Source organism: Vibrio sp. T9 (genome assembly GCF_003123985.1).
Classification (GTDB): Bacteria; Pseudomonadota; Gammaproteobacteria; order Enterobacterales; family Vibrionaceae; genus Vibrio; species Vibrio diabolicus.
Window position 1 is genome coordinate 256,829 of record NZ_NIGY01000002.1, and the last position, 26,157, is coordinate 282,985.

25 protein-coding genes and 1 riboswitch are annotated in these 26,157 nt (G+C 46.3%); of the genes, 13 read left to right on the plus strand and 12 right to left on the minus strand.

All coding sequences use genetic code 11. The features are described 5' to 3' along the window. Positions 1 to 169: 169 nt before the first annotated feature. Positions 170 to 1,894 carry an SLC13 family permease gene (locus tag CBX98_RS05520; protein WP_005392351.1) on the plus strand — a complete coding sequence of 575 codons (1,725 nt, stop codon included), beginning with the start codon at positions 170 to 172 and terminating at the stop codon, positions 1,892 to 1,894. A 24-nt stretch (positions 1,895 to 1,918) separates the two neighbouring features. Continuing rightward, positions 1,919 to 2,536 carry an adenylyl-sulfate kinase gene (gene cysC / locus CBX98_RS05525; RefSeq protein WP_005392350.1) on the plus strand — a complete coding sequence of 206 codons (618 nt, stop codon included), beginning with the start codon at positions 1,919 to 1,921 and terminating at the stop codon, positions 2,534 to 2,536. An 89-nt stretch (positions 2,537 to 2,625) separates the two neighbouring features. Here cysC and CBX98_RS05530 read toward each other — a convergent pair whose 3' ends face one another. From CBX98_RS05530 to CBX98_RS05560, 7 genes are all read right to left on the minus strand, one after another. Next, on the minus strand, positions 2,626 to 3,531 hold the full coding sequence (locus CBX98_RS05530) for a TIGR03899 family protein (RefSeq protein ID WP_006742971.1): 906 nt from the start codon (positions 3,529 to 3,531) through the stop codon (positions 2,626 to 2,628). Between the two features lie 322 nt (positions 3,532 to 3,853). Beyond that, complete coding sequence (locus tag CBX98_RS05535; protein WP_012841166.1) at positions 3,854 to 4,348, minus strand: DUF3299 domain-containing protein; 495 nt, start codon at positions 4,346 to 4,348, stop codon at positions 3,854 to 3,856. Positions 4,349 to 4,352: 4 nt separating this feature from the next. Then, positions 4,353 to 5,612, minus strand: a complete 1,260-nt coding sequence (locus CBX98_RS05540) for an ABC transporter permease (protein ID WP_109168738.1) — start codon at positions 5,610 to 5,612, stop codon at positions 4,353 to 4,355. Beyond that, positions 5,609 to 6,337: an ABC transporter ATP-binding protein gene (locus tag CBX98_RS05545; RefSeq protein ID WP_109168739.1), complete on the minus strand. Its 729-nt coding sequence runs from the start codon at positions 6,335 to 6,337 to the stop codon at positions 5,609 to 5,611. The genes CBX98_RS05540 and CBX98_RS05545 overlap by 4 nt, the downstream gene beginning before the upstream one ends. Before the next feature lie 52 nt (positions 6,338 to 6,389). After that, on the minus strand, positions 6,390 to 7,055 hold the full coding sequence (locus CBX98_RS05550; protein WP_109168740.1) for a DUF2796 domain-containing protein: 666 nt from the start codon (positions 7,053 to 7,055) through the stop codon (positions 6,390 to 6,392). A gap of 134 nt (positions 7,056 to 7,189) precedes the next feature. After that, positions 7,190 to 7,489, minus strand: a complete 300-nt coding sequence (locus CBX98_RS05555; RefSeq protein ID WP_005392338.1) for a DUF2607 family protein — start codon at positions 7,487 to 7,489, stop codon at positions 7,190 to 7,192. A 236-nt stretch (positions 7,490 to 7,725) separates the two neighbouring features. Further along, positions 7,726 to 8,277 (minus strand): YtfJ family protein, encoded by a 552-nt coding sequence (locus CBX98_RS05560; RefSeq protein ID WP_005392336.1) that lies wholly within the window; start codon positions 8,275 to 8,277, stop codon positions 7,726 to 7,728. A gap of 214 nt (positions 8,278 to 8,491) precedes the next feature. Here CBX98_RS05560 and CBX98_RS05565 point away from each other — a divergent pair, with 214 nt between their 5' ends. Further along, complete coding sequence (locus tag CBX98_RS05565; RefSeq protein WP_012841164.1) at positions 8,492 to 8,692, plus strand: DUF1107 domain-containing protein; 201 nt, start codon at positions 8,492 to 8,494, stop codon at positions 8,690 to 8,692. A gap of 86 nt (positions 8,693 to 8,778) precedes the next feature. Here the strand turns inward: CBX98_RS05565 and msrA are convergent, their stop codons facing one another. Next, on the minus strand, positions 8,779 to 9,417 hold the full coding sequence (msrA, locus tag CBX98_RS05570; protein WP_109168741.1) for a peptide-methionine (S)-S-oxide reductase MsrA: 639 nt from the start codon (positions 9,415 to 9,417) through the stop codon (positions 8,779 to 8,781). Positions 9,418 to 9,584: 167 nt separating this feature from the next. Between msrA and CBX98_RS05575 the strand changes: the two genes are divergently transcribed. The 4 genes from CBX98_RS05575 to CBX98_RS05590 are packed head-to-tail and all read left to right on the plus strand — an operon-like array spanning position 9,585 to position 15,863. Then, entirely contained in the window at positions 9,585 to 11,297 is a 1,713-nt protein-coding gene (locus CBX98_RS05575) for an autotransporter assembly complex family protein (RefSeq protein ID WP_109168742.1), read from the plus strand. Beyond that, positions 11,294 to 15,058: a translocation/assembly module TamB domain-containing protein gene (locus CBX98_RS05580; protein ID WP_109168743.1), complete on the plus strand. Its 3,765-nt coding sequence runs from the start codon at positions 11,294 to 11,296 to the stop codon at positions 15,056 to 15,058. Before CBX98_RS05575 ends, CBX98_RS05580 begins: the two co-directional genes overlap by 4 nt. A gap of 45 nt (positions 15,059 to 15,103) precedes the next feature. Further along, positions 15,104 to 15,451 (plus strand): gamma-glutamylcyclotransferase, encoded by a 348-nt coding sequence (locus CBX98_RS05585; protein WP_012841162.1) that lies wholly within the window; start codon positions 15,104 to 15,106, stop codon positions 15,449 to 15,451. Positions 15,452 to 15,500: 49 nt separating this feature from the next. Then, a complete protein-coding gene (locus tag CBX98_RS05590) occupies positions 15,501 to 15,863 on the plus strand; it encodes a DUF2799 domain-containing protein (RefSeq protein ID WP_109168744.1) in 363 nt (120 codons plus the stop codon). Between the two features lie 77 nt (positions 15,864 to 15,940). Here CBX98_RS05590 and ppa read toward each other — a convergent pair whose 3' ends face one another. Both ppa and fbp read right to left on the minus strand, forming a co-directional pair. After that, a complete protein-coding gene (ppa, locus tag CBX98_RS05595) occupies positions 15,941 to 16,471 on the minus strand; it encodes an inorganic diphosphatase (RefSeq protein WP_012841160.1) in 531 nt (176 codons plus the stop codon). A gap of 127 nt (positions 16,472 to 16,598) precedes the next feature. Next, positions 16,599 to 17,615, minus strand: coding sequence for a class 1 fructose-bisphosphatase (fbp, locus tag CBX98_RS05600; protein ID WP_005392321.1), 1,017 nt, complete (start codon positions 17,613 to 17,615; stop codon positions 16,599 to 16,601). Positions 17,616 to 17,927: 312 nt separating this feature from the next. On the opposite strand from fbp, the gene mpl reads away from it, so the two are divergent. From mpl to thiQ, 5 genes are all read left to right on the plus strand, one after another. Next, on the plus strand, positions 17,928 to 19,286 hold the full coding sequence (gene mpl / locus CBX98_RS05610; protein ID WP_109168745.1) for a UDP-N-acetylmuramate:L-alanyl-gamma-D-glutamyl-meso-diaminopimelate ligase: 1,359 nt from the start codon (positions 17,928 to 17,930) through the stop codon (positions 19,284 to 19,286). A gap of 4 nt (positions 19,287 to 19,290) precedes the next feature. Continuing rightward, positions 19,291 to 19,926 (plus strand): flavin prenyltransferase UbiX, encoded by a 636-nt coding sequence (locus CBX98_RS05615; protein ID WP_006742964.1) that lies wholly within the window; start codon positions 19,291 to 19,293, stop codon positions 19,924 to 19,926. A gap of 37 nt (positions 19,927 to 19,963) precedes the next feature. Then, positions 19,964 to 20,100: riboswitch (TPP riboswitch) on the plus strand. 71 nt (positions 20,101 to 20,171) lie between these two features. After that, positions 20,172 to 21,164, plus strand: coding sequence for a thiamine ABC transporter substrate binding subunit (gene thiB / locus CBX98_RS05620; RefSeq protein WP_006742963.1), 993 nt, complete (start codon positions 20,172 to 20,174; stop codon positions 21,162 to 21,164). Positions 21,165 to 21,205: 41 nt separating this feature from the next. Next, positions 21,206 to 22,792 (plus strand): thiamine/thiamine pyrophosphate ABC transporter permease ThiP, encoded by a 1,587-nt coding sequence (thiP, locus tag CBX98_RS05625; RefSeq protein ID WP_109168746.1) that lies wholly within the window; start codon positions 21,206 to 21,208, stop codon positions 22,790 to 22,792. Beyond that, on the plus strand, positions 22,792 to 23,496 hold the full coding sequence (gene thiQ, locus CBX98_RS05630; protein ID WP_109168747.1) for a thiamine ABC transporter ATP-binding protein: 705 nt from the start codon (positions 22,792 to 22,794) through the stop codon (positions 23,494 to 23,496). Before thiP ends, thiQ begins: the two co-directional genes overlap by 1 nt. Positions 23,497 to 23,514: 18 nt before the next feature. Here thiQ and CBX98_RS05635 read toward each other — a convergent pair whose 3' ends face one another. Then, a complete protein-coding gene (locus CBX98_RS05635; protein ID WP_109168748.1) occupies positions 23,515 to 24,462 on the minus strand; it encodes a LysR family transcriptional regulator in 948 nt (315 codons plus the stop codon). A gap of 92 nt (positions 24,463 to 24,554) precedes the next feature. Between CBX98_RS05635 and CBX98_RS05640 the strand changes: the two genes are divergently transcribed. After that, entirely contained in the window at positions 24,555 to 25,631 is a 1,077-nt protein-coding gene (locus tag CBX98_RS05640) for an alkene reductase (protein ID WP_005392308.1), read from the plus strand. Between the two features lie 63 nt (positions 25,632 to 25,694). Here the strand turns inward: CBX98_RS05640 and CBX98_RS05645 are convergent, their stop codons facing one another. Next, positions 25,695 to 26,132 carry a universal stress protein gene (locus tag CBX98_RS05645; protein ID WP_005392306.1) on the minus strand — a complete coding sequence of 146 codons (438 nt, stop codon included), beginning with the start codon at positions 26,130 to 26,132 and terminating at the stop codon, positions 25,695 to 25,697. Between the last annotated feature and the right edge of the window lie 25 nt (positions 26,133 to 26,157).

Below are 26,157 nucleotides of genomic sequence, written 5' to 3' on the forward strand. Positions count from 1 at the left end.
GTTAGGTTATTCTCCTAATACCAGAATGCTTCGGTGAAGCCCAAGAAAACCGAGCATTCTGATGTTCTTTTCGCTTACGCTGATTTTGGTCTGTTTACTCGTTTGTCTGGTGTCTCACGGATAAATGAGCCGTTGTTGTGCCCTTTGGGCGATTTGGTAAGGAAAGGCTATGTGGGAACAAGGGTTTGTATTAGCGATTTTGCTTGGCATTATCACTTGTTTGCTTGTCACAAAAATTAAGCCTAGTTATGTCTTTGCGGGTGCCGCTTTTATTGCATTTATGGCGGGAATGATGGATTCAGCCACGATCGCATCCAACTTTACCAACTCTTCGTTATTGACTCTGGTTCTATTGATTCTTGCATCGTGTGCTTTAGAAAAAACGTTACTGATCAGTTGGGTGAGCCGTAGTATTTCTGAAGGCCAGTTAGGTAGTGTGATCGCTAAGCTCGGTGTATCAACGGCCTTGCTCTCTTCATTCACGAATAATACTGCCGTGGTTGTTTCATTGATTGGGGCGATTAAGCGTAATCAGCAGCATGCGCCTTCGAAATTACTCATCCCGCTGTCTTACGCGGCCATTTTTGGTGGCACGTTAACTTTGATAGGTACGTCGACTAACTTAATCATCAACAGCTTTGTTGAAGATGCCGGTTTGCCGAGCCTGAGCTTTTTTACACCCACGATGATTGGCTTGGCGGTGCTGGTGGGAGGAATGCTGATTCTTATCCCGCTCAGTTACTTACTGCCGAACTACGATGATCAAAGCCAAGAAGATTTACCGTACTTTCTTGAGTCTCGCGTAGAGCCTGGTTCACCGTTAGTTGGGCGCACGGTCAGCGAGAATAATTTACGTGCGCTGCGCAAACTGTTTCTTGCGGAGGTTGTACGAGATGGCGTGACGGTTTCCTCTGTAGGACCGGATTTCGTACTCAATGCGAAAGACCGTTTGTTGTTTTGTGGTGATGTTGAGAGCGTCGCGACCCTGCAAGAAATTCCGGGCCTCAAGCTTTTTGGTCAGCAGCACTTGAATGGGCAAAATTTTATTGAAGTTGTGGTGAGCTCATCCGCGACGTTTTGCTATAAAACACTTAAAGAGAGCCGATTCCGCGATCGCTTTGATGCCGTTGTTGTCGCTATTCGTCGTGGCCATGAGCGCTTAGAGGGCGGTTTGGGTAGCATTACCTTAGCGCCAGGTGACACGTTAGTTCTGGTTCCGGGGAAGCGTTTTGAATCGGAGCGCCGAGCTCATCGTAAAGAGTTTGTTTTAGTGCATGATTTGGACTCTAGCGCTCGGCTTGATACAAATAAATCCTCCATCGTGCTACTGGGCTTTGCTGCCGTAATTGGGTGTGCGCTATTAGAGCTAGTACCGATTATTAAAGGCCTTGCCGCGTATCTTATCGCACTTATCGCGTTTGGCATTGTACAGATTTCAGAACTGCGCCGCCGTTTCCCAATTGATATCGTTGTGATTGTCGGCTCTGCTTTGTCCATCGCTCAATTGATGATCTCTTCAGGCTTGTCAGAGAGAATGGGAGCGATGTTTATTGAAGCGTTCAATGGCTGGGGCGTGTTTGGAGCCTTGGTCGCAACTTACATCATGACATTAGTTCTTACTGAATTGGTGACGAATAATGCCGCGGCTGCGCTTTCTTTTCCTATTGGCTATAGTATGGCGGTCGGTTATGGCGTTGATCCGATGCCATTCATTATGGCGGTCTTGTTTGGCGCCAGTGCGAGCTTTATTTCTCCCTACGGTTATCAAACCAACTTGCTGGTGTACAGCGTAGGAAATTATAAATTGACCGACTATGTGAGAATTGGTGTGCCGATTTCGATTGTGTACTCTGTATTAGTACTTACTTTGATTCCGGTCTTCTTCCCGTTTTAATTCCGATATTTACAAGGATACGTTATGACTGCCGAAACGACGGTAAAAGATGAAAACATTGTTTGGCACCAGCATTCGGTCGATAAACAGTTTCGTGCTGAATTAAAGAAGCAAAAACCTGCCGTGTTGTGGTTTACCGGCTTATCTGGAGCGGGTAAATCAACCGTAGCGGGGGCGTTGGAAAATCGCCTTGCAGCATTGGGTTACCACACCTATTTATTGGATGGTGACAATGTGCGACATGGCTTGTGTAGCGATTTGGGCTTTTCTGAACAGGATCGCCGCGAGAACATTCGTCGTATTGGTGAACTGGCTAAACTGATGGCGGATGCAGGCTTAATTGTGTTGTCGGCGTTCATTTCACCGCATCGCGCAGAGCGACAACTAGTGCGCGACTTATTGCCAGAAGGTGAGTTTATCGAAGTGTTCGTTAATGCATCTCTAGAAGTCTGCGAAGGTCGCGATCCTAAAGGTTTGTACCGCAAAGCACGTGCGGGAGAAATTCCTAACTTCACTGGTATTGATTCTGAATATCAAGCACCGAAGAATCCGGAAGTCGATTTACCAGCGGGCGAAAAAAGCGTCGATGAGCTGGTGGACTTGTGCTTGGAAGCGCTTAAGTCGCGTGCAGTGATCCGATAAATAAGCATTTGGATCATTGGTGACCTTAAGCTCTTTGAGCGGCTTAAGAAGCATTTAGGTCATGGGTGGTCAAATGCTTCTCGAACTGCCTACACGGTATGATGAACCGTACTTTTAGCGTCACTATGGACACTAAATCTATGATTTAAAAGCGCAAGCATTTGGTCGTAGTAGTCGGCATGTGGTTTGTTACCGAGCAAGGTACAGAGCTCATTGCCTGTTGGCGTGAAGCGGTAATATAAAAGGCGGACGCCTTTGCTGTTCACGTTCAGCGACAAGTTTTTACCTTGGTAGGTGAGGATCAATGGCGTCTCGATACCAATTTCGCCAGATTCAAGCTCGGTACTATGCAGTAACCCTAGTTCAATCAACAGCAACAAACTTGAATAGGGCAGCTGAAAACTTCCCATGTTTAAGCTGTTGGCGATGTCTCGTTTGCCGAAGCTAAATATTCCTCCTTGCGCTTTATAACCAATTAACAGCTTGCGACTGTGATCCCCTCCAAAACTGCACGCCAGAGAGGCGGCTCTTTGCAGAGTTTGCGCTTCTTTTGGTGACATATCTTTGAGGACTTTGAGCGCTTTCATAGACGTCGAGCCTGGGTTTGTCACTTCACGCTTCATCACTTGAGCCCATAACTTTTGCATCGCGCTGTTATGGATGTCTTGAGCCATTTCAAAAAAACGATACAACCAGTCTTGGTCGGGCTCTCCGGCAGTTTCATCTCGGCATGAACTGTGTGCTAGCTTTAAAATCTGCTCTAGGTTTTTTTGTCGCTGTTCTTGGCGTCTCTGTTCACGCAGTTGGGCTCTTTCAAGCGCGGATTTGGCTGGTGGATCGGTTTGCAGTAAGGCATCAAGACCGTGTATTTGGGCAATGGTTTTTACCTTGCTGGCACTGTCTTTGATGTAGCCCTGCTTCTTTTCTTGTTGCGTATTTTTTTGTGCGTTTGACTGATGTTCGATGACAACAGGTTGCTTTGTCGGTTCTGCCATTAATTTTCCTACCAAGAACTGCGCTGTTCGCTTGTTTAAATTTACACCTTATCTAACCAGGCGACCAGATAGGAGTTCTCAGTTTTTGAACGAATAGGGCTATCCAAAATGATAATGAGTTGTTAAAATTGTTATCGTTATTTTGGAGGGACAATGAAGTTCTCAGAAGCAGGTAAATTAAAAAAGCACCTGTCGATAGCGTTTCTTTTGGTTATTTATGTTGGCGTATTAGCGTATTTGTCTCGTTATATCGTGTAACACAGAACTAAAAAAGGCGCCGATGTGACGCCTTAGGTGTACCGATGCATGTCAACGACTTAAACTACATATCGTCGTAGGCTTCTATTTTCGATCCCTCAATAACGTAAGCCGTTTCAGCCAGCTCGTGGCTTATCGTCTCGGTTTTCAACTCCCCAACCACATATATGACATCCCACAGTTCTTGAACGGGTGCGCCTTTGGGAAACTTCACGTAAATGATTTGGTTTGGTGGCGGTGGTGGAACGTGGATACAAGCTCCAAAGTATGGCACCAACAAAAACTCGGTGACGGTATTCGCGTCACCTTCAAGTGGGATGACAAAGCCCGGGATTTTAACTTGGCTTCCATTTAGCTCTGGTCGAACGTTACCAATTTTAGACTGTTGCGCTGCGCCGCCACTGTGATCAGAAGCTGGCATGCCCACGCTGTCGAACAGTTTGCGTTCTTTCTCAGGTACTAGATCAATCCAGTCGAGCGTTAATGGCTCCTCGCTTGCGAGTACTGGTGCTATAAATGAGACGATCAGCAAGCAACTTGCGAGTATTTTTCTCCACATTTTATTAAATCCTTATTGTCATTCCGTCACTTAGTGACTGTCGGTAGGCGCGAAAAGCCGGGATGAAACCAATTACAATTCCAGCGCATTGTACGAAACCTAATAGCATCCATTCATAGGGCGATAAGAGGCTTAAAGTCAGATGTATTCCATAATGCTGTTGAATGATAGGTTGCACGATGGTGAGAATGGCATACAGCCCTGCCACTCCGGTCACAATTCCGGCGGCAGTAAGTAGACTGGCTTCGCTGATCAACAATGAGAAAACATGACGAGGTCTTGCTCCCATAGCGCGCAAAATCGCCATTTCACGGCGGCGCTCCTGCAAGCTGGTTAATAAGCTGCTTAGCATGCCGAGTAATCCTGCAATCACCACAAAGCCAGACACTGCCATTAAGGCTTGCTCGGCAACAGACATCATTCCCCACAATTCATGCAACGCAACCCCGGGCATAATCGCGCTAAGCGGTTCTTTGGGATAAGTGTTGATTTGCCTTTGTAGGGCGAAAGTCTGAATACGAGATTTCAAACCGACCAGCATCGCGGTAATTTGCTTGGGCTGAAAGTCTCTGTTTTTGAGGTCTTGTGCTTTGGGTGTTGGGCCTAAACGTGCACCGCTTTCCCATCCGACGTGGATGGCTTCGATGGCTTCTAGCGATACATGGACGGTTTTGTCGACTGGCGTGCCAGTGGGCGCAAGAATACCGACAACTTTGAATGGCAGGTTGTCATGTCGGCTAAAGCCTACATCACTAATGCCGTGGGCAATGATGATTTCACTACCGACGTGATAACCCAGCTGTTTTGCGACATCAGAACCGAGCACGGTTTCAAATAAACCATTGAATTCTCGGCCTTCTGAAAATGTTAGTGATTGCTTACTTCCGAATTTATAGTGTTCAAAATAGCTGTGGTTGGTTCCCATGACTCGGAACCCTTTGTGCGAGTCGCCAAGTGAGATTGGAATCGCCCAATCTACTGCTCGATGATTGGCAAACTCTTGGTAGCTCTTCCAGTCAATGTTGTTGGTGGCATTGCCAATGCGAAACACAGAGTAGAGCAGCAAGTTCACTTGTCCAGAACGGCCACCAATGATGAGGTCGGTGCCTGAAATTGTATTGGCGAAGCTATCTTTTGCCTGAGTACGAATGCGTTCTACTCCTAAAAGGAGTACGACAGAAATCGCGACTGTCATGATGGTTAATATTGCCGTCGCCTTACGATTGATTAAGCTCTTCCACGCGAGCTTTGCAACAGCGATCATGATGCGGCTCCTAGGTTAGATGCTTGGTTAATATCTGGCAGGTTAAGTGTGCGGTCAAATAAGGGCTCAAGCGTTGGATCGTGACTGACGAAGATCAGCGTAGCATTGGCTTGATTCGTTTGCTCCATCAGGAGTTCAATAAACGCTTTACGGTTATCATGGTCTAAAGCGGAGGTTGGCTCGTCAGCAATCACTAACCCCGGATACCCAATGAGTGCTCGTGCAGCCGCAACACGTTGTTGTTGGCCAATGCTCAGTTCCGATACCGGACGAGCATGAAGCTCGCTGGGTAGGTGGAGTCTTTCAAGCAGAGTTTGAGCTTGCTTTTCTAACGTTTGAGATGACGTTCTTGAAAGAGCGCGGCCACGTCGTGTTTGACTGAATTGGCAAGGCAGTAGTACGTTTTCAAGCACGTTTAAATAAGGCAATAAATTGAACTGCTGAAAGATATAGCCAATGTGATCGGCGCGAAATTTGTCTCTTTGACTTGCACTTAAACTAACAAGGTCAGTATTCAGTACGGATAGAGAGCCTGATGTTAACGTGTTGATGCCAGTTAGTAGGGCAAGCATCGTAGATTTACCGCAGCCACTGGGACCTTTGATAAATACGTGCTCACCTTGGGCAATATGTAACTGTGGAATATGAATGGTTGCGTGTGTTGAACCGGGCCAGACAAACTGGGCATTATTTAGCTCAACAACGTTTGACATGATTTCAGTCATACTAAATCACCAAAGCATTGGCGTGTAAGTGTGTACTTACACGCCACTCGTGTTATTTGATTACGATTTGGGAGTTATCTTTGCTCAGTTTGATGGCTGATTGCATGGTGTCAGTGAATATATTGACGTTGATTGACTCAGTCGTTGGAAATTGATTAAACCAGTCGGTTTGAATGTGACTGAGTTGGTTAACTTGGTCACAGCTGAAGCGATATTGCACCGAAAACTCACCATGTCCGCCATTTTCATGCTCCTCATGGTGAGCATCGTGACCGTCATGGTGCTCATGTTCATCATGATGTACATTGTGGTGATCATGGTGTTCGTGCCCTTCATGATCGTGATTTGCATGGTCATCATGGTCGTGTTCGCTATGATCATGGTCTTCATGAGGGGTGCTGAGGTTATGGTTTACGTAAGCTTCTTCAATATCACAATTGGCTTGCGCGTTAATAGCAAACAGTGTGTTGCTGTCTTCTAGGGTGGCAATGGCTTGTTTAAGTGCTTGCTCTTGCTGTTCATTTTCTGGAGCATGCTCGAAACCGACCACATCGGCTCCGGGAGCAGTAATCTCCACTAACAGATCCTTTCCATCTTGGGCGATATTAAATTCGACGTGACCATGCACATGAGCACCGTGCTGGCGGTATTCGTCCGCATTTGCTGCTGTCGATAAAGAGAGACCAATGACAAGCGCTAAAACATGTTTCGATGACATTTTGTGTTTCCTAATTTTGCTGGCACTAACCCGAGCAATACCGGATCAGATTTGTATTTACTAAGGTGCGATTCGTTGACACGTGAGGTGCAGGAATACGCACAAATTATGTTGAGTGTGGAATAGTTTGGAAATTAAGCAAAATAAGGCGGGGCACGAGCTGCACCACGAATGTCTTCACTATTAACAAGGCGCTGAAAGACATCATGGTATTGGATGCGCGTAAATGTTGGCGTCGATAGGGTCGGTTGAGCTTTGGCTATGCCGTGCTGAACCCCAGAAAATAGCTGGCAATGATGGTGTGTGTGGTGTTCGGGAGTCAGATCAACTTGATGAAGGATTACCGCAAAGTTCCAAGCGATCAGCAACGCGACACTGAAAAATAAAACAGTGCGATGCCAATGCTTCCGTATCTTTTGCTGGTGGTGGTACATCTGAGCTCCTCTTACCGACTGTTATAATATAACACCCATAATGAGTAAAAGTTCACTCTTTTGTTGGCTAGTGGGAAAATTTACGTCAACACATGCGATGTCGCCGAATCTGAGACAGTCTCCTTGGTGGAATCACTGAGCGTTAAACTAGGGGCAACAGAAATCTCAAGCTTTAAGTTTGGTCGCATGGCTCCTTATATTGCGTATTACGGATATTAAGGAGCCAAGCAACGAGACTAGATGTTCTGTTTAATTAGCTCGATCACCTTTGCAATTTCATCTTGCTCAAGTGCGCCTTCTTTTACAAACAGCACTTTGCCTGTTTTGTCTTGAACAATAATGGCAGAGCTTTCTTCTTTAAGATCCCAAGTGTTGGCGACTACGCCATTTTCATCCAGAACCATAGATGACCAAGGAAACTCTTTTTTGCTGTCTTGGGCTGAAGATTTCACGAACGAACCTGTCCCCCAGATTGCATCATCTTGGTTAATGATCGTAGTTGTTTGGTAGCTTTCTTGCGGGAATTGCGCGGCGGTTATTGCTGACATCAAAGGAGCGTTCATTTCTTTTGAACTGCTACGACCTGCGATTGCTTGAATAACACGAACCTTACCCTGCATATGCTGGGTTGCCCATGGTTGGTATGCCACGCCCTCACCTTGCAAAACAATCTCGCCATAAGCCGCGACCTTGGCAGAAGGAACGGTCTCACCGACAGATAGGTTGTGTGCAAACGCAAAGCTTGGCGTTATAGCCAATAGTAGAGGTAGGAGAGTCTTAGTTTTCATATTGTTATATTCCGTACGAGTTGGAAGTTTTCCAGTATATATCCAGATCTAGGAAATTTGTAGAACTGTTGATAACATTTATTTAACGTATGGGGTGGTGTAATATTGCGTTATATTTAGAATTTGCTAAAATGAACCTCGTCGCAGATTGCGCATCAAGATTGCAGAGGATAAATAAGCAATCCGTGTTTTCTCAAAGGAATTGAGGTGAGTTATGCTACGTGAGTTTGCTGTATACCGACCATTACAAGTGGCACGTTTCGTTAAAACGTTGTTCAAAGGTCAATTCTTTATTGCTGGGGTTGGATGCTTTCAGTTCGACAATGGCAAAGTTTTGCTCCCTGACGTCAACGATCAGAAAAGACTCACCATCTTTAAAGAAGTCAACCAAGTGATTGCTTCGCTGTCTGTTTAAGAGCCCGTTGGCTTGAATTTAGTTTTCGATTTCAAAAAAGAGCGACCTATTCGGTCGCTCTTTTTGGTTTCAGTTAGTCCTAGGAACTAACTTTGTAAGCTGGGTGGAAAGCAAACACCTGTGCCACCGATACCGCAGTAACCGTCAGGGTTTTTAGCCAGATATTGCTGGTGGTAAGTTTCGGCAAAATAATACGGGCCCGCTGGCTGTATCTCAGTGGTGATGTTCGCGCGTAGTTCCTCTTGCAGTGCTTGTTGATACAAGAGCTTCGATTTTTCTGCGCTCTCTTGCTGCTTCGCGGAATAAGTGTAAATAGCCGAACGGTATTGTGTGCCCAAATCGTTACCTTGACGCATCCCCTGGGTTGGGTCATGTTTCTCCCAAAAAACGGCCAGTAGTTTTTCTAAGGAAATCACGCGTTCATCGAAGACGACTCGTACTACCTCTGTATGGCCTGTTTTACCCGTACACACCTCTTCATAAGTAGGATTGGGTGTATATCCACCGGCGTAGCCAACCGAAGTGGAGATAACCCCATCCAGTTGCCAAAATACGCGCTCAGCGCCCCAAAAGCAGCCCATTCCCAGCAGAATTTGTTGTTGATGCGGCTCCAATGGTGCCTTTAAGTTAGATTTATTTACAAAATGATGATCTTCAACCTGGATCGGTTGCTCTCTACCTGGCAAGGCATCTTCTATACTGATCAATGTTTGTTTGTTGAGCATGGTATTTGTCCTTCAATACGTGTCTTAAATTTGCGAACTTTTTCATTTCGTCTGTATCTGATGCTGTGATGACATAGACCGCGTTAAACCTATTAATATTACAGACTTAGACTTTAATTGGCGTTATCATTATTTACGTTTACTTAACCTCATTCAGCCAAAAAAGCATGATAAAAAAAGCTCTCCTCACCATTGTTGGCCTGTTTGCCTTTTCTCATGGTGCCTATGCCGATGTTTCTTTGACTTTAAAAGGCATCGATGGCGCTTTAGAAGAGAATGTCAGTGCGTACCTGTCGTCCATTCCAGCGAAGGACTACTCCACTTCTCTGCGCTTTCAAGCGAGATTAGATCAAAGTATCACTGAAGCTCTTAATGCGCTTGGGTATTATCATGCAAAAATTTCATACTCTATTCCGGAAGGGAATGATGAGTTGATCGTCAGCATCAAGCCGGGTTTACCTGTGAAAGTAAAAGTCATGGATGTGGTGATCTCAGGTGAAGCAAAAGACGATGAAGAGTTCGCCAAACTTATTGAACGTTCACCGCTTAAAGTCGGCAAAGTATTGAATCAAGGTGAATACGATAGCCTGAAATCGGGTATTCGTAACTTGGCGTTGCAGCGTGGTTATTTTAATGGTGATTACAAGCTCAGCAAACTTGAAGTGATTCCTGACTTCAATGAAGCGAATGTGCGTTTGCATTATGACAGTGGTATTCGTTATCACTTTGGTCCGATTAACATTACTGGCAGTCAGATTTGGGAAAACCGTGTTGAATCAATGCGACCTTTTGAAATTGGTGAACCTTACTTAGTTTCGCAAGTGGGAGAGTACAACCAAAACCTGTCTAATACCGATTGGTTTTCATCGGTTTTTGTGGAGCCTGATTTAAGTAAATTGGATGAGGGACGCGAATTGCCAATTAAGGTCTCGCTCGCGCCAGCGTCAAAAAACCAAATAGAAACCGGCCTTGGTTACTCGACCGATACTGGTGTGCGTGGCACGTTAAAATGGAAAAAACCATGGGTTAGTTCACGTGGTCACAGCTTTAATACGGCGTTATCACTATCAAAGCCAGAACAGACGATCACGGCAGGCTACAAAATCCCGCTTGATGATGTATTGCGTGAATACTACCAACTGCAATTTGGTTTAAAGCACCTTGATAATCGAGATACGGAGAGTTTGGAATCCAACCTGGCAGTTGAGCGACATTGGCTAACTGATGGCGGCTGGCATAAAACCATTTATGTTCGTCACTTGTACGAAAACTTCTCTCAAGGTCTGCAAGATGATGGGGTGCAATTTGTGTTACCCGGAGCCACTTTTTCACGAACTCGTGTCCGTGGTGGCAACATGCCAATGTGGGGGGATAAGCAAAGTGTAACGATCGAATATGGTGATCCTGCTTTGCTGTCAGAAACGCGAGTATTGCGCCTATTAGGGCGATCATCTTGGATCCGCGGGATCGGTGATAATCATCGTGGTTTGTTCCGTTTAGAAGGTGGTGCGAACATCACTGAGGAATTTGAAAAGCTTTCGCCTTCTCTGCGTTTCTTCGCTGGTGGTGATAACAACATTCGTGGTTATGGATACGAGTCTATTTCACCTGTGGATGAAAGTGGCGCCTTGACGGGTGGTAAATACATCGTCAGCAGCACATTAGAGTATCAATATCGCGTGTATGGAAACTGGTGGGCAGCCACCTTCTACGATATTGGTGATGCATTTAACGAAACACCTGAATGGAAATCGGGTGCTGGTGTGGGTATCCGTTGGGCGTCTCCGGTTGGACCGGTTAGCTTTGATTTTGCGTGGGGACTGGATGAAAAACCAGAAAGAGAGTTCCGCATCCACTTCTCATTGGGGCCTGAGTTATGATCAAAATGATGTTTAAGTGGACCAAATGGCTGTCGCTAAGTTTGATTGGTCTATTGCTGTTGCTCATCATTTTTGTTGCGACAGTGCTATTTACTCACCCTGGTCTTAAGCTCGCGTTGTGGGGAGCAGAAAAGGCTTTACCGCAACTACAGATAGAGAAAGTTCAAGGTTCATTATTTCCTCGTTTTGAGCTACAGAACGTCAGTTTTGTCGACGAATCTTTGAACATCGACGCAAAAGTCGATCGTTTAGCGTTAGCGGTTAACTTCCGTTGTTTCTTTGATCCTAAAGTCTGTGTCGATGAGCTAACCCTGCAAGGTGTTAACTTTCAGATGCCAGAGCTCCCTCCGGCAGGCGAAGAGCCAGAGGAGACTCCGCCATTACGTACAGTCAGTACACCAGTCCCTATTTTTGTTAATAAGGTCAGTTTTGATGACATTAACTTAAACATTTTAGGCAACCAAATTGACTGGCAAGATTTCTCTACCGGGCTTTCTATGCAAGGCGACCGTTTAGTGATTGCGCCGACGGCATTAAAAGACATCAATGTTGCACTGGCTCCAAGTGAAGCTGAACCTGAAGCAGCCACCGACGAGCCGAAAGACGCTGACGTTCCGCCGCAAGATATTGTGTTACCTGAGGTGTGGATTCCACTCACTGTGGAAGCAAGACGCCTCGATATTCATAACTTCAAGCTTGCAGGTGAGAAGCCGGTGATCGTTCACCACCTTGGTGCTGTAGCGAAAGCGGGGGGCGACCGTGTTGATGTGAAAACATTAGAGCTCGATATGCCTGAAGTGGAAGGTAAGTTAAGCACGCAAGTAACGCTTTCTGCTGACTATCCTCTCAAAGCTCAGCTCGATGCGCTGGTGAAGCAAGCGGATGCGAAAGGGCAAAAGCTGTCGCTGTCAGCTGCTGGCACGGTGGGAGACCTTTCTCTCACTGCGACCTTATCTGAACTAGTCGAAGCGGAGATCAAAGGTGAACTTCAGCCCCTGAAAGCGCAGTTACCCTTTGATGTTGCAATCAAAAATGTGCAAGCGCAATGGCCGTTAATCGGTCAAAGTGATTATCAAGTATTGGTACCAAGTTTATCTGCAAAAGGTTCCCTGGACGGATACACCGTGGCACTAGAAACACAAGCTTCGGGTAAAGATATTCCTGCTGTAGATGTTGCACTAAACGGCAAAGGCACATTAGAGCAAATCGATCTTGAAAGCCTGGTAGTCAAAACATTGGGCGGTGAGCTATCCGGTCAGGTGATGGCGAATTGGGCTGCGCCAATCAACTGGCAAGCTGACCTTAATTTGCAACATATTCAACCAGGGCTTCAATGGGAAGAAGCGGAAGGCGATATCAGTGGCAGCCTCTCGACTTCAGGTTCTTTAACTGAACAAGGCGGTTGGCAAGTCAGTTTACCTAAGTTAGATATCGATGGCATTTTGCGCGGTTATCCGCTGAATGTGGAAGGCCAACTGGAAGCGTCTGATAAGAATGGCAAAGGTGAAGATATTCAGCTTACCACGCAAGGTTTAGCGCTTTCTCATGGCCCTAACCAATTGAGTGCCAAGGGTAAGATTGATAAGCAGATATTAATGGATGTTGAGGTTAACTTCCCCGATTTTGCGAAAAGTGTTCCGGATCTTGCGGGTAAGATGCAGGGCAATGTTGCGCTGCGTGGCAGCTTGAAAGAGCCTGACATCAAATTAGACCTAGCGCTAAACCAAGTGAACTGGCAGCAGCAAGCGAACGTTGAAAACATAACCTTGAAGGGGGATGTGACGCCTCTGCCAGCACCGAAAGCGAACTTAAGCCTCATTGCGAACAACATTACCTACGACGACATTAAAGTTGATAGTGCAGACCTTGAAGTTTCTGGGGATGAAAAACTGCACCAACTGACGCTAGATGTGGTGTCTGACATTGTATCAACCAGCTTAGAAATTGAAGGCTCATTCATACAGAAGCCGCAAATGATCTGGGATGGTGCATTGCGTCGTCTTACTTTGAGCACGCCGCAGGGACCTTGGGCGTTGCAGAAATCGACGGCGGTTAAAGTCAACATCGATAAACAACTCGCTGATGTTCAAGCACATTGTTGGCTGCAAGCCAATTCGAGTGTTTGTTTGACCGAAGATATTAGTGTTGGTCAAAGTGGCGAAGCCAAGTTAGCCGTGAACGACTTTGACTTTGAACAAATCAAGCAGTTCCTGCCGCCAGAGACGAAATTACAAGGGTCGGTCAACGCGCAAGCGACAGCAAAATGGGCACCAGAGATGAAACCGGAAGTCACGGTGAACGTTGATATGCCTAAAGGTCAAGTAGAGCAAGCATTAGAGCAGCCGATAACTCTTGGTTGGGAAAGCTTTAGCTTTAAAGCGGCGCTGGCAAAAGACAAGTTAGATGCTGAGTGGTTATTTGATGTGAGAGACAACGGTGACTTATCTGGTCAGGTTTCTTTGGTCGATGTAACGTCTGAGCAGCCTAAGATTGACGGTAAGGTCTCGCTATCGACATTCCATCTGGATTTCTTAGCGCCGTTGATAGGTGAGTACAGCCTATTCAAAGCGAACATGAATACTGATTTGGCGATATCTGGTGATGTTATGCACCCTAAAGTCAACGGCCAGTTCTTGATTGATCAAATGAAGCTACAAGGTGAAGTCACGCCGATAGACATTAACTCCGGTCAGGTCGCGATCAACTTTAAAGGTCACCAAGCGGATCTTGATGCGGGTATCATGACGCCAGATGGTGAGTTGGAAGTGACCGGTGAGGCCGATTGGCAGGATCTACAAAATTGGCATACCAAAGCGCGCGTATTTGCGAAAGAGCTTCAGGTGGATCTTCCACCAATGGTAAAAATCAAAGTTGAGCCGGACATGACTATTGATGTCACACCGCAGCTTGCTAAGGTCGAAGGTAATATTAATCTGCCTTGGGGACGAGTTGTGGTTGAAGAGCTGCCACCAAGTGCGGTTGGTGTTTCAAGCGACACCGTGATTTTGGACCAGAACTTACAGCCTGTGAGTGATATCGAGCCAATGCCATTTGATGTTGAAACGGATATCAACATTAAGATTGGTGATGACTTCCAACTGGCCGCCTTTGGCTTGAAAGGTGGTCTGAAAGGTAACCTCAATGTGACACAGAAAGATAAAGGTCCGTTCATCGTTGGTGAGGTTAATATCGTCGACGGTTCTTACCGTTCTTTTGGTCAGGATTTGGTGATTGAAGAAGGTAAGATCTTAATGAATGGTCCGGCAGATCAGCCGTACGTTTCTATTAAGGCGATTCGAAATCCAGATAATACCCAAGATGACGTGATTGCTGGTGTGCGTGTAACAGGACCAGCATCGGATCCAAATGTGGAGATATTCTCTGAGCCAGCGATGCCTCAAGCGAATGCGCTCTCTTACCTACTTCGCGGTCAAGACATTGATGGCGAAGCGGGAGGCAATGCTATGACGACCACGTTGATCGGCCTAAGTTTGGCAAAGAGTGGACGCGTGGTTGGTGAAATCGGCGAAGCCTTTGGGGTTCAAGATTTACAATTGGATACGGCGGGTTCGGGCGATGATTCTCAAGTGACCGTCAGTGGTTACATTCTGCCGGGATTACAGGTGAAATACGGCGTCGGCATCTTTAACTCACTAGGCGAGTTCACAGTGCGTTATCGATTGATGCAAGATCTGTATTTAGAGGCGGTTTCTGGTGTAGATAGTGCGGTTGACCTACTCTATCAATTTGAGTTCGATTAGAGCTTGTTCGTCTGCGTACATAAAGTTCATGACTAAGGAGTGGTTATGCAGCATTTAGTTTTTGTATATGGGACCTTGCGTAAAGGAGAGTGTAATCATCACTTTCTGAGCTCGGCCCAGTTTCTTGGTCAGCATGAAACGGATGCTCAGTTCGCACTGTATGACTTAGGTCCTTATCCTGCGTTGTCTGTTGGGCAGCGCTCGATACAAGGTGAAGTGTATCTGATTGATGATGAAACCTTATCCGAGCTAGATAAGTTGGAAGATGTGCCAGTAGAGTATCGTCGAGAGAGTATCGTCACGCCGTTTGGCCAAGCTTGGATCTACTTGTATCAAGATACTGAACAACTGACCGAAGAAATCGCTTCCGGAGATTGGTGTCAAAAGGTGTGAGCTATACTGACATTATCAATAGCGACGAGCTGGTCACTAAGGAGTCATGATGAAGGTATTCGTAATTGGAGCAATGGCGTTGATTCTTGCCGCATGCGCGCAAACAACCCTGCCGACCTCGAGTAATGTTACCGACTGGCAAGCGTTTGGTAAGCAGTCTGCCTTAGATGGATTAAGAGTTTTATCTGAAGATCGCATCGCTGCACTGGATGGTACTAATCATGCTACGCCTGAACTGATCATGGCCTATCAAACGGGTTATCAGCAAGGGAAGCAAGAGTATTGTGAACAAAGCGCGTATATGCTTGGTGTTATCGGGCGTCCGTATTTTGGTATTTGTGATGACCTAGACCCTTTCTTTCAGCATGACTATGACGCCGGCCGAATGTCATCTGCAGGCGCACCTATCTAGTTGACTTACACAAGATGAAAAGCAAAAGAGCAGCCCTAAAGCTGCTCTTTTTAATTTTGTATCAGCAGCAGTGATGCTTATTTTTTCTGAGCGCGCTCGTAAGATTCTAGGATTTCAGCTTTAGCGGCAGCAACATCTGCCCAACCATCCACTTTCACCCATTTACCTGCTTCAAGCTCTTTGTAACGCTCAAAGAATTGCGTGATCTGCGCTTTCAGTAGTTCTGGGATATCGTCCACATCTTGGATGTGATCGTACTCTTTCGAGATTTTGGTGTGTGGAACCGCAAACACTTTTGCGTCTTCACCTGACTCATCCGTCATCTTCAAAACGCCAACAGGACGGCAGCGAATCACTGAACCTGGCATGAGTGGGTATGGTGTTGGTACCAGTACGTCGACTGGGTCGCCATCAAGAGACAGCGTATTGTTCACGTAGCCATAGTTACATGGGTAGAACATTGGTGCAGACATGAAACGGTCGACAAATACCGCACCAGAGTCTTTATCTACTTCGTACTTGATTGGATCTGCATTTGCAGGAATTTCGATCACGACATAGATATCTTCAGGCAGCGACTTGCCTGCTGGCACATGGTTTAAGCTCATTAGAATATTCCTTTTCATTAACGATGAGTCACACAGAAGCGGCTTCATCTGATGATAAATTCGCGTTTCACTTTAGCGACAAAAACGCGGCAGGTAAACACCTGCCGCGTTGGACAAAGGTCTGAAATTATTCTTCGTCGCGGTGCAGTTCAAGGAACTCTTCAACTTTGCGAACCATGTTCTTAGAACCAACAAAGAAAGGCACACGTTGGTGCAATTCGGTTGGTTTGATATCCATGATGCGATTGACGCCGTCTGATGCAATACCGCCCGCTTGCTCAATTAAGAACGCCATTGGGTTACATTCATAAAGCAGACGCAGTTTGCCCTGAGGATGGCTTTGCGTACTAGGATAAAGGTAGATACCACCTTTCAGTAAGTTGCGGTGGAAATCAGCAACCAATGAGCCAATGTAGCGAGAAGTGTATGGACGACCGTCTTCTGGCACATTCTCTTGGCAGTACTTGATGTACTTCTTTACCCCTTGAGGGAAGCGAATGTAGTTACCTTCGTTGATCGAATAAATCTTGCCTTCTTCTGGGATCATCATGTTTTCATGAGAAAGGCAGAAGCTGCCGATAGATGGGTCGTAAGTAAAGCCGTTTACGCCGTTACCCGTGGTGTAAACCAACATGGTTGATGAACCGTAAATCACGTAACCAGCGGCAACTTGCTTATGACCAGGCTGAAGGAAATCTTCTTCTGTCGCTGGTGTGCCAATAGGTGAAACACGGCGATAAATAGAGAAGATAGTACCGACAGAGACGTTCACATCGATGTTAGAAGAACCATCAAGTGGGTCCATCAGTACCACATATTTGGCGTTTTGGTTGAGCTCTTTGTTGAAAGCAACCGCTTCGTCTTCTTCCTCACTGGCAACGCCACACACTTGGTCACGAGCTTCAAGCGCGGCTTTGAACTTATCGTTCGCGTAAACATCGAGCTTTTGCTGGTCTTCACCTTGGACATTTTCCGTGCCTACAGCACCAGTGATATCACCGAGACCCGCTGCGTTGATTTCGCGGTTAACGATTTTTGCAGCTAAACGAATGGAGGCTAAAAGGGATGATAGATCACCGCTAGCGTGGGGGAAATCCGCTTGTTTTTCGACAATGAACTCGCCTAGGGTGCGCAGTCCTGACATGGTTAATCCTTACATTTTCATTTCATTGGGGGTAGTGCGCAAGTGAGCATCTCTTTATGGATGTTAAACGATTGCGCTGGATGTAAGTTTAAGTCGCAGATCTTTTTAATGGTAATGAAGTAACTGTTTGAGATCTCAATTTATTTGTAGACTTGTTTGAGGGATTCATCAGTAAGCAAGAGGTTGTACAGTCTGTGTTCAACCTTGTCATATTTGTGAAAGGGACTGCAAGAAGAAGGCTAAAGTCTCTCGCTTTTCTGGTTGTGATCGCGATAATGAAAGCATTAAAGAACGCATTACAAGGTTTAGTTTATGCACATTCATATCTTGGGTATCTGTGGCACATTTATGGGCGGCGCTGCGATTTTAGCTCGCCAATTAGGGCATAAAGTCACTGGTTCTGATGCCAACGTTTACCCACCGATGAGCACGTTGCTTGAGTCTCAAGGTATTGAAATTATTGAAGGCTTCGACCCGTCTCAACTCGACCCTCAACCAGACCTTGTGGTGATTGGTAATGCCATGAGCCGTGGTAACCCATGTGTTGAACATGTGCTCAATACCAACATGCGCTACACCTCTGGTCCGCAGTGGCTCAACGAGTTTTTGCTGCACGATCGCTGGGTATTGGCGGTATCTGGTACACACGGTAAAACGACTACGTCGAGCATGCTGGCTTGGATACTCGAAGACTGCGGTTATCAACCTGGTTTCCTAGTTGGTGGAGTACTTGGTAACTTTGGAGTCTCTGCTCGTTTGGGCGAAAGCATGTTTTTTGTCGTTGAAGCGGACGAATATGACAGTGCTTTTTTCGATAAGCGTTCTAAGTTTGTGCATTACCATCCTCGAACCTTAATCATGAACAACCTTGAGTTTGATCATGCAGACATCTTCGATGATCTAGAGGCGATCAAGCGCCAGTTTCACCATTTAGTACGGACGGTTCCCGGTAATGGTTTAATCTTAGCTCCGAAGCAAGACCAAGCTTTGGCGGATGTATTAGAGCGTGGTTGCTGGACAGAAAAGCAGTTTTCAGGTGTTGATGGCGACTGGCAAGCGCACAAGTTAGTGGTCGATGGCTCAAAGTTTGAAGTTGCTCTGCAAGGCGAGAAGGTCGGTACCGTCGAATGGGATTTGGTGGGTGATCATAACGTTGATAATGCGTTAATGGCGATCGCTGCTGCACGACACGTTGGCGTAACGCCGGAACTTGCTTGTCAGGCTCTGGGCCGTTTCATCAACACTAAGCGTCGTTTAGAGCTCAAAGGTGAAGAGCAAGGCATCACGGTTTACGATGATTTTGCGCATCACCCAACGGCAATTGAACTCACTGTCGGTGGTTTGCGTAACAAGGTAGGTGAAAAACGCATCCTTGCTGTGTTAGAGCCGCGTTCTGCTACCATGAAGCGTGGTGTACACAAAAATACACTTGCAGAGTCACTACGCAGTGCAGATGAAGTCTTCTTGTTCCAGCCAGATAATATCGAGTGGTCTGTGCAAGACATTGCCGACCAATGTAAACAGCCAGCGTTTGTCGATGCGGATATAGATAACTTTGTAGCCAAGATCGTCGAACGTGCGCGACCAGGTGACCAAATTCTAGTAATGAGTAATGGTGGCTTTGGCGGTATTCACAGCAAGATTCTCGAGCAACTTAAACAAAAAGTCTGATTTTATGCAAAACAAACAGCAGCAAGCAGAAAAAGCCATCACTTTAGCGTTAACTGGAGCATCTGGTGCGCCTTATGGTCTGCGCCTTTTAGAATGTTTGGTCGCGGCGGATTATCATGTCTACGTTCTGATCTCTTCGGCGGCTCGTGTCGTGATGGCAACCGAACACAACCTTAAGTTGCCAAGTGGGCCAGAAGCCGCAAAGCAAGCGTTGGTGGAACACCTCAACTGTGACCCAAATAACATCACCGTTTGCGGTAAAGATGACTGGTTCTCGCCGGTTGCGTCTGGTTCTGCTGCACCCAAGCAAATGGTGGTTTGCCCATGCTCTGCGGGAAGCGTTGCGGCCATAGCACACGGTATGTCGGACAACTTGATCGAACGGGCCGCTGATGTAGTAATGAAAGAGCGTGGGCAGTTGTTGCTCGTCGTTCGCGAAACACCATTTTCAACGCTGCATCTGGAGAACATGCACAAGCTATCGCAAATGGGCGTCACCATCATGCCAGCGGCTCCGGGTTTCTACCATCAGCCAAAGAGCATTGAAGACTTAGTGGATTTTATGGTGGCGAGAATTCTCGACCACTTAGGTATTGAGCAAGGTCTAGTGCCTCGTTGGGGTTATGACCAGCGTTCGTGAGCTGATTGTGTAACCACTCAAATACCTTTACAATCCATCCAACTCATCGGGGAGCAAACCCATTTAGCATTGAGTCAATCAATGCATTTGGGCGCTGAGACCTAAGTTCTTAACTAGGGACCCGTATTACCTGAACCAGATAATGCTGGCGTAGGAATTGAGTCTGGATATTGGAAGTCCTTAATAGCCGCCTCAACCCTGTGCCGCTCAACTTATTTCTCTGAAATACTCATGGAGAGCGAGCAGTGAAAACCACTTCAAGTCTGATTGCCTTAGCTGCAATTACCTCTACTTCAGCGTTTGCTGCTGAAAACCCATTAACTATTTATACCTACGATTCTTTTGCCGCAGATTGGGGGCCGGGTCCTAAAATCGAGCAAGCTTTTGAAGCAAAATGTGGCTGTGACGTTAACTTCGTAGCGTTGGACGATGGTGTATCGATCCTGAATCGTCTTCGTCTTGAAGGCGGTAATAGCAAAGCCGACATCGTGTTAGGTCTGGATAACAACCTGATGGCAGAAGCAAAGAAAACCGGTCTGCTTACCGAGCACAATGTGGATACGGCCAACACAGTGTTACCAAATGGTTGGAGCGATACGACGTTTGTACCGTACGATTACGGCTACTTCGCATTTGTGTACAACACAGAGAAACTGGCTAATCCGCCGAAAAGCATGAAAGAGCTGGTGGAAACGCGCGACGATTTGAAAGTGATTTATCAAGATCCGCGTACGTCAACGCCTGGCCAAGGCTTGATGCTGTGGATGAAATCCATCTATGGCGACGATGTGACGCAAGCGTGGCAGAAGCTAGCGAGCAAAACCGTAACGGTCACGAAAGGTTGGTCAGAAGCGTATTCCATGTTCCTTAACGGCGAGTCGGACTTAGTGCTTTCTTACACTACGTCACCTGCGTACCACTTAATTGCGGAAAACGATTCAAAGTTTGCGACGGCGAATTTTGCTGAAGGTCACTACATGCAAGTTGAAGTCGCCGCTAAAGTGAAAGGGGCAAAAAATTCAGAACTTGCTGATCAATTTATGAATTTCATTTTAAGTGATGAGTTCCAGTCAGCGATGCCAACGGGTAACTGGATGTACCCTGTTACTGACGTTGAGTTACCTAAAGGTTTTGAAACCTTGAGCGTTCCAAACAAGTCGTTGAGCTTTAGTGCTGATGAAGTGGCAAAAATGCGTAAGTCTTGGATTCGCGAATGGCAAAGCGCACTGACGTTTTAGCTGACGTTCCACCCCTCATCTGAATGAGATAGGTTTTACCTTTGAATTCTGTTCCAAAAATAGGTTTAGGGGTCGCGATGATCATCGCGACCTTTGTTGTTTCTGCCCTAGGAGCTTTGATTGTTCAAGCCCCTTCACTTGATGTGTCTGTGGTATGGGACGACCCGTATTATCAACATGTCACCAAGTTCAGCTTCTACCAAGCTTTTCTTTCCACATTGCTCAGTGTTGGCTTTGCCATTCCAGTTGCGCACGCGCTTTCACGTCGCCAATTTTGGGGTAAGTCATTACTGCTTAAGCTGTTTGCATCGACGCTAGTTTTGCCTGTTTTGGTTGGTGTTTTCGGGCTACTAGCGATTTATGGCAACAGCGGTTTGTTAGCGCAGTGGCTACAGAGTTTCGATAGCAAACTGCCATTTTCTATTTACGGTTTGAACGGCATTTTACTCGCCCATGTGTTCTTTAATTTACCTTATGCGGCGCGCTTGCTGTTGCAAGCATTAGAATTTATTCCTGCCGAGCAACATAAGCTGTGTGCGCATTTAGGTATGAACCATTGGAATAAGTTTCGTTGGGTGGAATGGCCGCGTTTAAGGCAGCAACTTCCCCACGTTTGTGGCTTGGTATTTATGTTGTGCTTCACCAGTTTTGCCACTGTAATGGCGTTGGGGGGCGGGCCAAAATCTACCACCATTGAATTGGCAATTTACCAAGCGATTAAGTTTGATTTTGATTTACAAGCTGGGGCGTTATTGGCGCTGTGGCAGATGCTGTTATGTGGACTGCTTGCCATTGGAGTGCAGAAGTTAACAAAGCCTGTTTCTATCAGTGCTGGCAGCACATCGGTACAGCAATATTTAACGAAGGATCATGGGTGGTCAAAAGCTTGGGATAGCTTTTGGATCATAGGTGCCTTTTTACTGGTGATACCACCTTTATTGATGGTGTTACTGAGTGGCATCAACCAACAAGTTTGGACGGTGTTAACCGATGAACGTTTTTGGTCTGCGTTATCTAACTCACTCAAAGTGGCAGGGTTAGCCAGTGCGCTTGCGGTCGCTGCGGGCGTGTCTATATTGTTGACCAGTCGCCGTTGGCGGTTGCAGTACAAAAATACGCGAGCCGATCAGATTGAGCTAATCGGCACCATTATTTTGGTGACTCCTGGTTTGGTGATTAGCACCGGATTATTCTTGCTGTTGCGATCATTTACCGATGTTTTTAGCTTGGCGTTTTTTGTTGTGATTTTGGTAAATGGTTTGATGGCTTTGCCTTACGTGATCAAAACGCTGGCACAGCCAATGCTGCACATCGATCAGCAATACCAGTATGTGTGTGCCAGCTTAGGCATGCGTGGCTGGCAACGCTTTAAAGTGGTGGAGTGGCAGGCGCTGCGCAAGCCATTCGCACATGCGTTTGCGATCAGCTTTATGTTTGCGATTGGCGATTTAAGTGCTATTGCGTTGTTTGGTGGACAAGAGTTCCGCACTTTACCTCTGTATTTATTCCAGCTGCTTGGCAGCTATCAGATGGACGCGGCTGCGGTGGTATCGGTGACCTTGTTGTTGTTGAGTGTGGGCTGTTTTGCCTTGATTGAGAAAGTATTGAAAACGAAGGAGAGAGCGTAATGTTAGTGTTGGATGATGTGCAGTACACCTACCAACGTGAGCTGTTTCGTTTTGATTTAACGATTGAGCAAGGTCAGATAGTGTCGCTGATGGGACCAAGTGGGGCTGGAAAATCGACGTTGCTAGCGTTGGTGGCTGGGTTTATCCATCCTGACCAAGGTGACATTCGGGTTGATGGTGAGTCTATTGTGCGTAAAGAGCCTTATCAGCGTCCTTTCTCCATGCTGTTCCAAGAGCATAACTTGTTTTCTCACTTGTCGGTGCGTGACAACATTGGCTTAGGTTTACACCCTGGGCTGAAGCTCACGGTAGACCAAAAGCGTCAGGTTGAACAAGCCGCGCAGCAAGTTGGCGTTGCAGAGTACCTCGACCGTTTGCCTGAGCACCTTTCTGGTGGGCAGCGTCAACGTGTTGCCTTGGCGCGTTGTTTTGTTCAGCCTCATCCTATGTGGCTGTTGGATGAGCCTTTCTCGGCGCTTGATCCGGTTTTACGTGAAGAGATGCTGAGTTTGGTAAAAAAACTGGTGGCAGAGCGGGGAATAACCGTATTGATGGTCACGCACCATTTAAGCGATGCCAAAGCCATTGCCAGCCACTTTGTGTTTGTGGCTGATGGCAAAGTGGAAGCGGCGGATAGTATGTCTGCATTGAGTGAGCAGCATGCTAGTGAGAAGCTTGCGGCATTTATCCGAGCCGCACGCTAATGCTCAATGGTGGCTGGGTTATGCTTCTCCGCAACACAAACCATATCGAGGACCAAATTCAAATTGAGATCTTAGGCTCATGATATGGTCAATCATCGCTTGTACTCGTCGCGTTCGGTTTGCGCCAGGACGATAGACTAAATAAATGGGCATTGGTACCGTGTGCCATTGAGGTAAGACTCTGACTAAGGAGCCATTTTCTAGCTCTTGCGTCATGTTTTGCATAGGTAAGTTAGCGATGCCTAGTCCTTTGAGTGCGCCTTTTAATACCGCTTCTACGGTGGTGCTAGAGAAGTTACTGCTTACCGAGACGTTGACGGTGCTGTCCTGCGAAATCAACGTCCAAGGGCCTATCTCTGAAACATACTGATATCTCAAACAGTTGTGTGTTGTCAGATCTTCTGGCGTTTTAGGTACGCCACACTCAGCTAAATACTCAGGACTGGCGGCCAATACTCGGGTGGTGTAGCCCAATTTTTTAGCAATCAGTCGATCATCGACGATCTGGCCGACTCGAATTGCCATATCAAAACCGTGTGAAAACAGATCAACAAAATCGTTCGATGCTTCTAACGCAATTTGTACTTTTGGGCATTGTTTTAAAAATGGTAAAAAGATGTGCTCAGCCATATACGCGTCCAAGGCTGGTGGCGCAGCAATGCGAAGCCGACCTTGGATCTGCTGTTCCATTTCCTGAACGTCTTGACCAATCGAGTGAAATTCTTCAACTAAGCTTGCAGCACGCTCTAAAACCATTTGACCAGCTTCGGTAATCACCAACTTTCGGGTCGTGCGCTCTAGGAGCTTGGCTTCAAAGTGTTGTTCGAGTTTGGTTATGGCTTTACTAACAGTAGATTTTGGTAGGTTTAACTCCAGCGCGCACTTGGTTAAGCTCAGTAGTCGACAGCTTGTGACAAAGATAGAGAGCGTCCTAAAGTCAATTGTTTCTAAATTTCGAACAATCACTTTCAATTATCCATATTGTTTCAATATCGATCTGATTATAGTCTGGCTCTTCATCCTTAGCCATCAAGTTATTGTCATTTGAGGTAAACAACATGTCCAACTCTGTAGACTTATTTTCTCCTATCGAACTCGGTCAATTAGCATTAGATAACCGTGCCATTATGGCCCCTTTAACGCGCGCTCGTGCCAGCGCAGATCATATCCCGAATGACCTTATGGTTGAGTACTATGCTCAACGCGCGAGTGCTGGACTTATCATTGCAGAATGCACCATGGTGATGGAAGGAACGTCTGCTTTCATGGCTGAGCCGGGCATTTATAACGAAGAACAAATTGCAGCTTGGAAAAAGGTAACGGATGCGGTTCATGAAAGAGGCGGTAAGATCGTATTGCAAATTTGGCATGCGGGACGCGCTTGTCATCCTGAACTGAATGATGGGAAAACGCCTGTTGCAGCAAGCGCACTAGCCATTCGTGATGAGTTAGTCCATACCCCTTCAGGTAAGCAAGCATATACGGTACCACGAGCACTCGAAGTGGATGAGATAGCTTCCATTGTGGCGGCGTTTAAGCAAGGTGCGGAAAATGCTAAGAAAGCAGGCTTTGATGGTGTGGAGATACATGGCGCCAATGGTTATCTTATCGATAACTTTCTTCGTGATGGATCGAATTTACGTACTGATGAGTACGGTGGCTCGGTCGAAAATCGTGCTCGTTTCTTACTTGAGATAGTTAAAGAAGTGGTCGAGGTATGGGGACCTGGAAGAGTAGGGCTGCGCACATCACCATTAAATGGATTTAATGATATGAAAGACAGCGATCCGGTTGGCTTGGTTCGTTACTTAGCTAAGCAACTTAATGCTTTCGATCTTGCTTATTGGCACGTGATGCGTGCGGATCTAAAGGGCGTACAAAAAGCAGATGTTCTCAAGCCAGCACGCGAAAACTATCAAGGTTACCTAATGGCCAACGTGGGCTACAGTGCACAAGAAGCGACAACGGCAATTGCAGAAAATCAAGTTGATGTGGTCGCATTTGGCGTTCCATTTATCGCCAACCCTGATTTAGTTGAACGATTTAAGAAAAATGCACCTCTTAATGAGGCAAAACCTGAGCACTTTTATTTAGGTGGAGCAGAAGGTTATACCGATTACCCAGTAATGGCATAATCCTTACTTGTTCAATATAAAAAGGACGCTAATGTTAGCGTCCTTTTTCGTTTCTTTAGTTGTTTAACCTTGCGGTTTCACGACCATCACATTGATTGGAGAATATTCCACGACCTTACTTGCGACAGAGCCAAGCATTACTTTATTGATTTTAGAACGCTTGTGACTTGGCATAATGATGAGATCAGCGCCCAAGCGCTCTGCATAATCAAGAATCGTCGCGTAGGCTTTGCCTTCAGCAACATGCACTTGGTACACAACATCTTCAGCAATATGCTTATTGGCAAAAGCTTTTAATTGCTGCTTCACGTCTTGCTTCATTTTGGCTGCTGCATCTTTTGGGAAGTATGTAGCAACCATCGACATGTGAATACCAGGTAATACTGTGAGAAGGTGGATTTGCGCATTCGCTTGCTTTGCCTGCCAAACCGCTAGTTCAACCGCTCGGTCTGAAAAGCCTTGGTCATTTAGATCAACCGGAACAAGAATTTGTTTGTACATTCAATGTCTCTCACTAAGGCCCCTT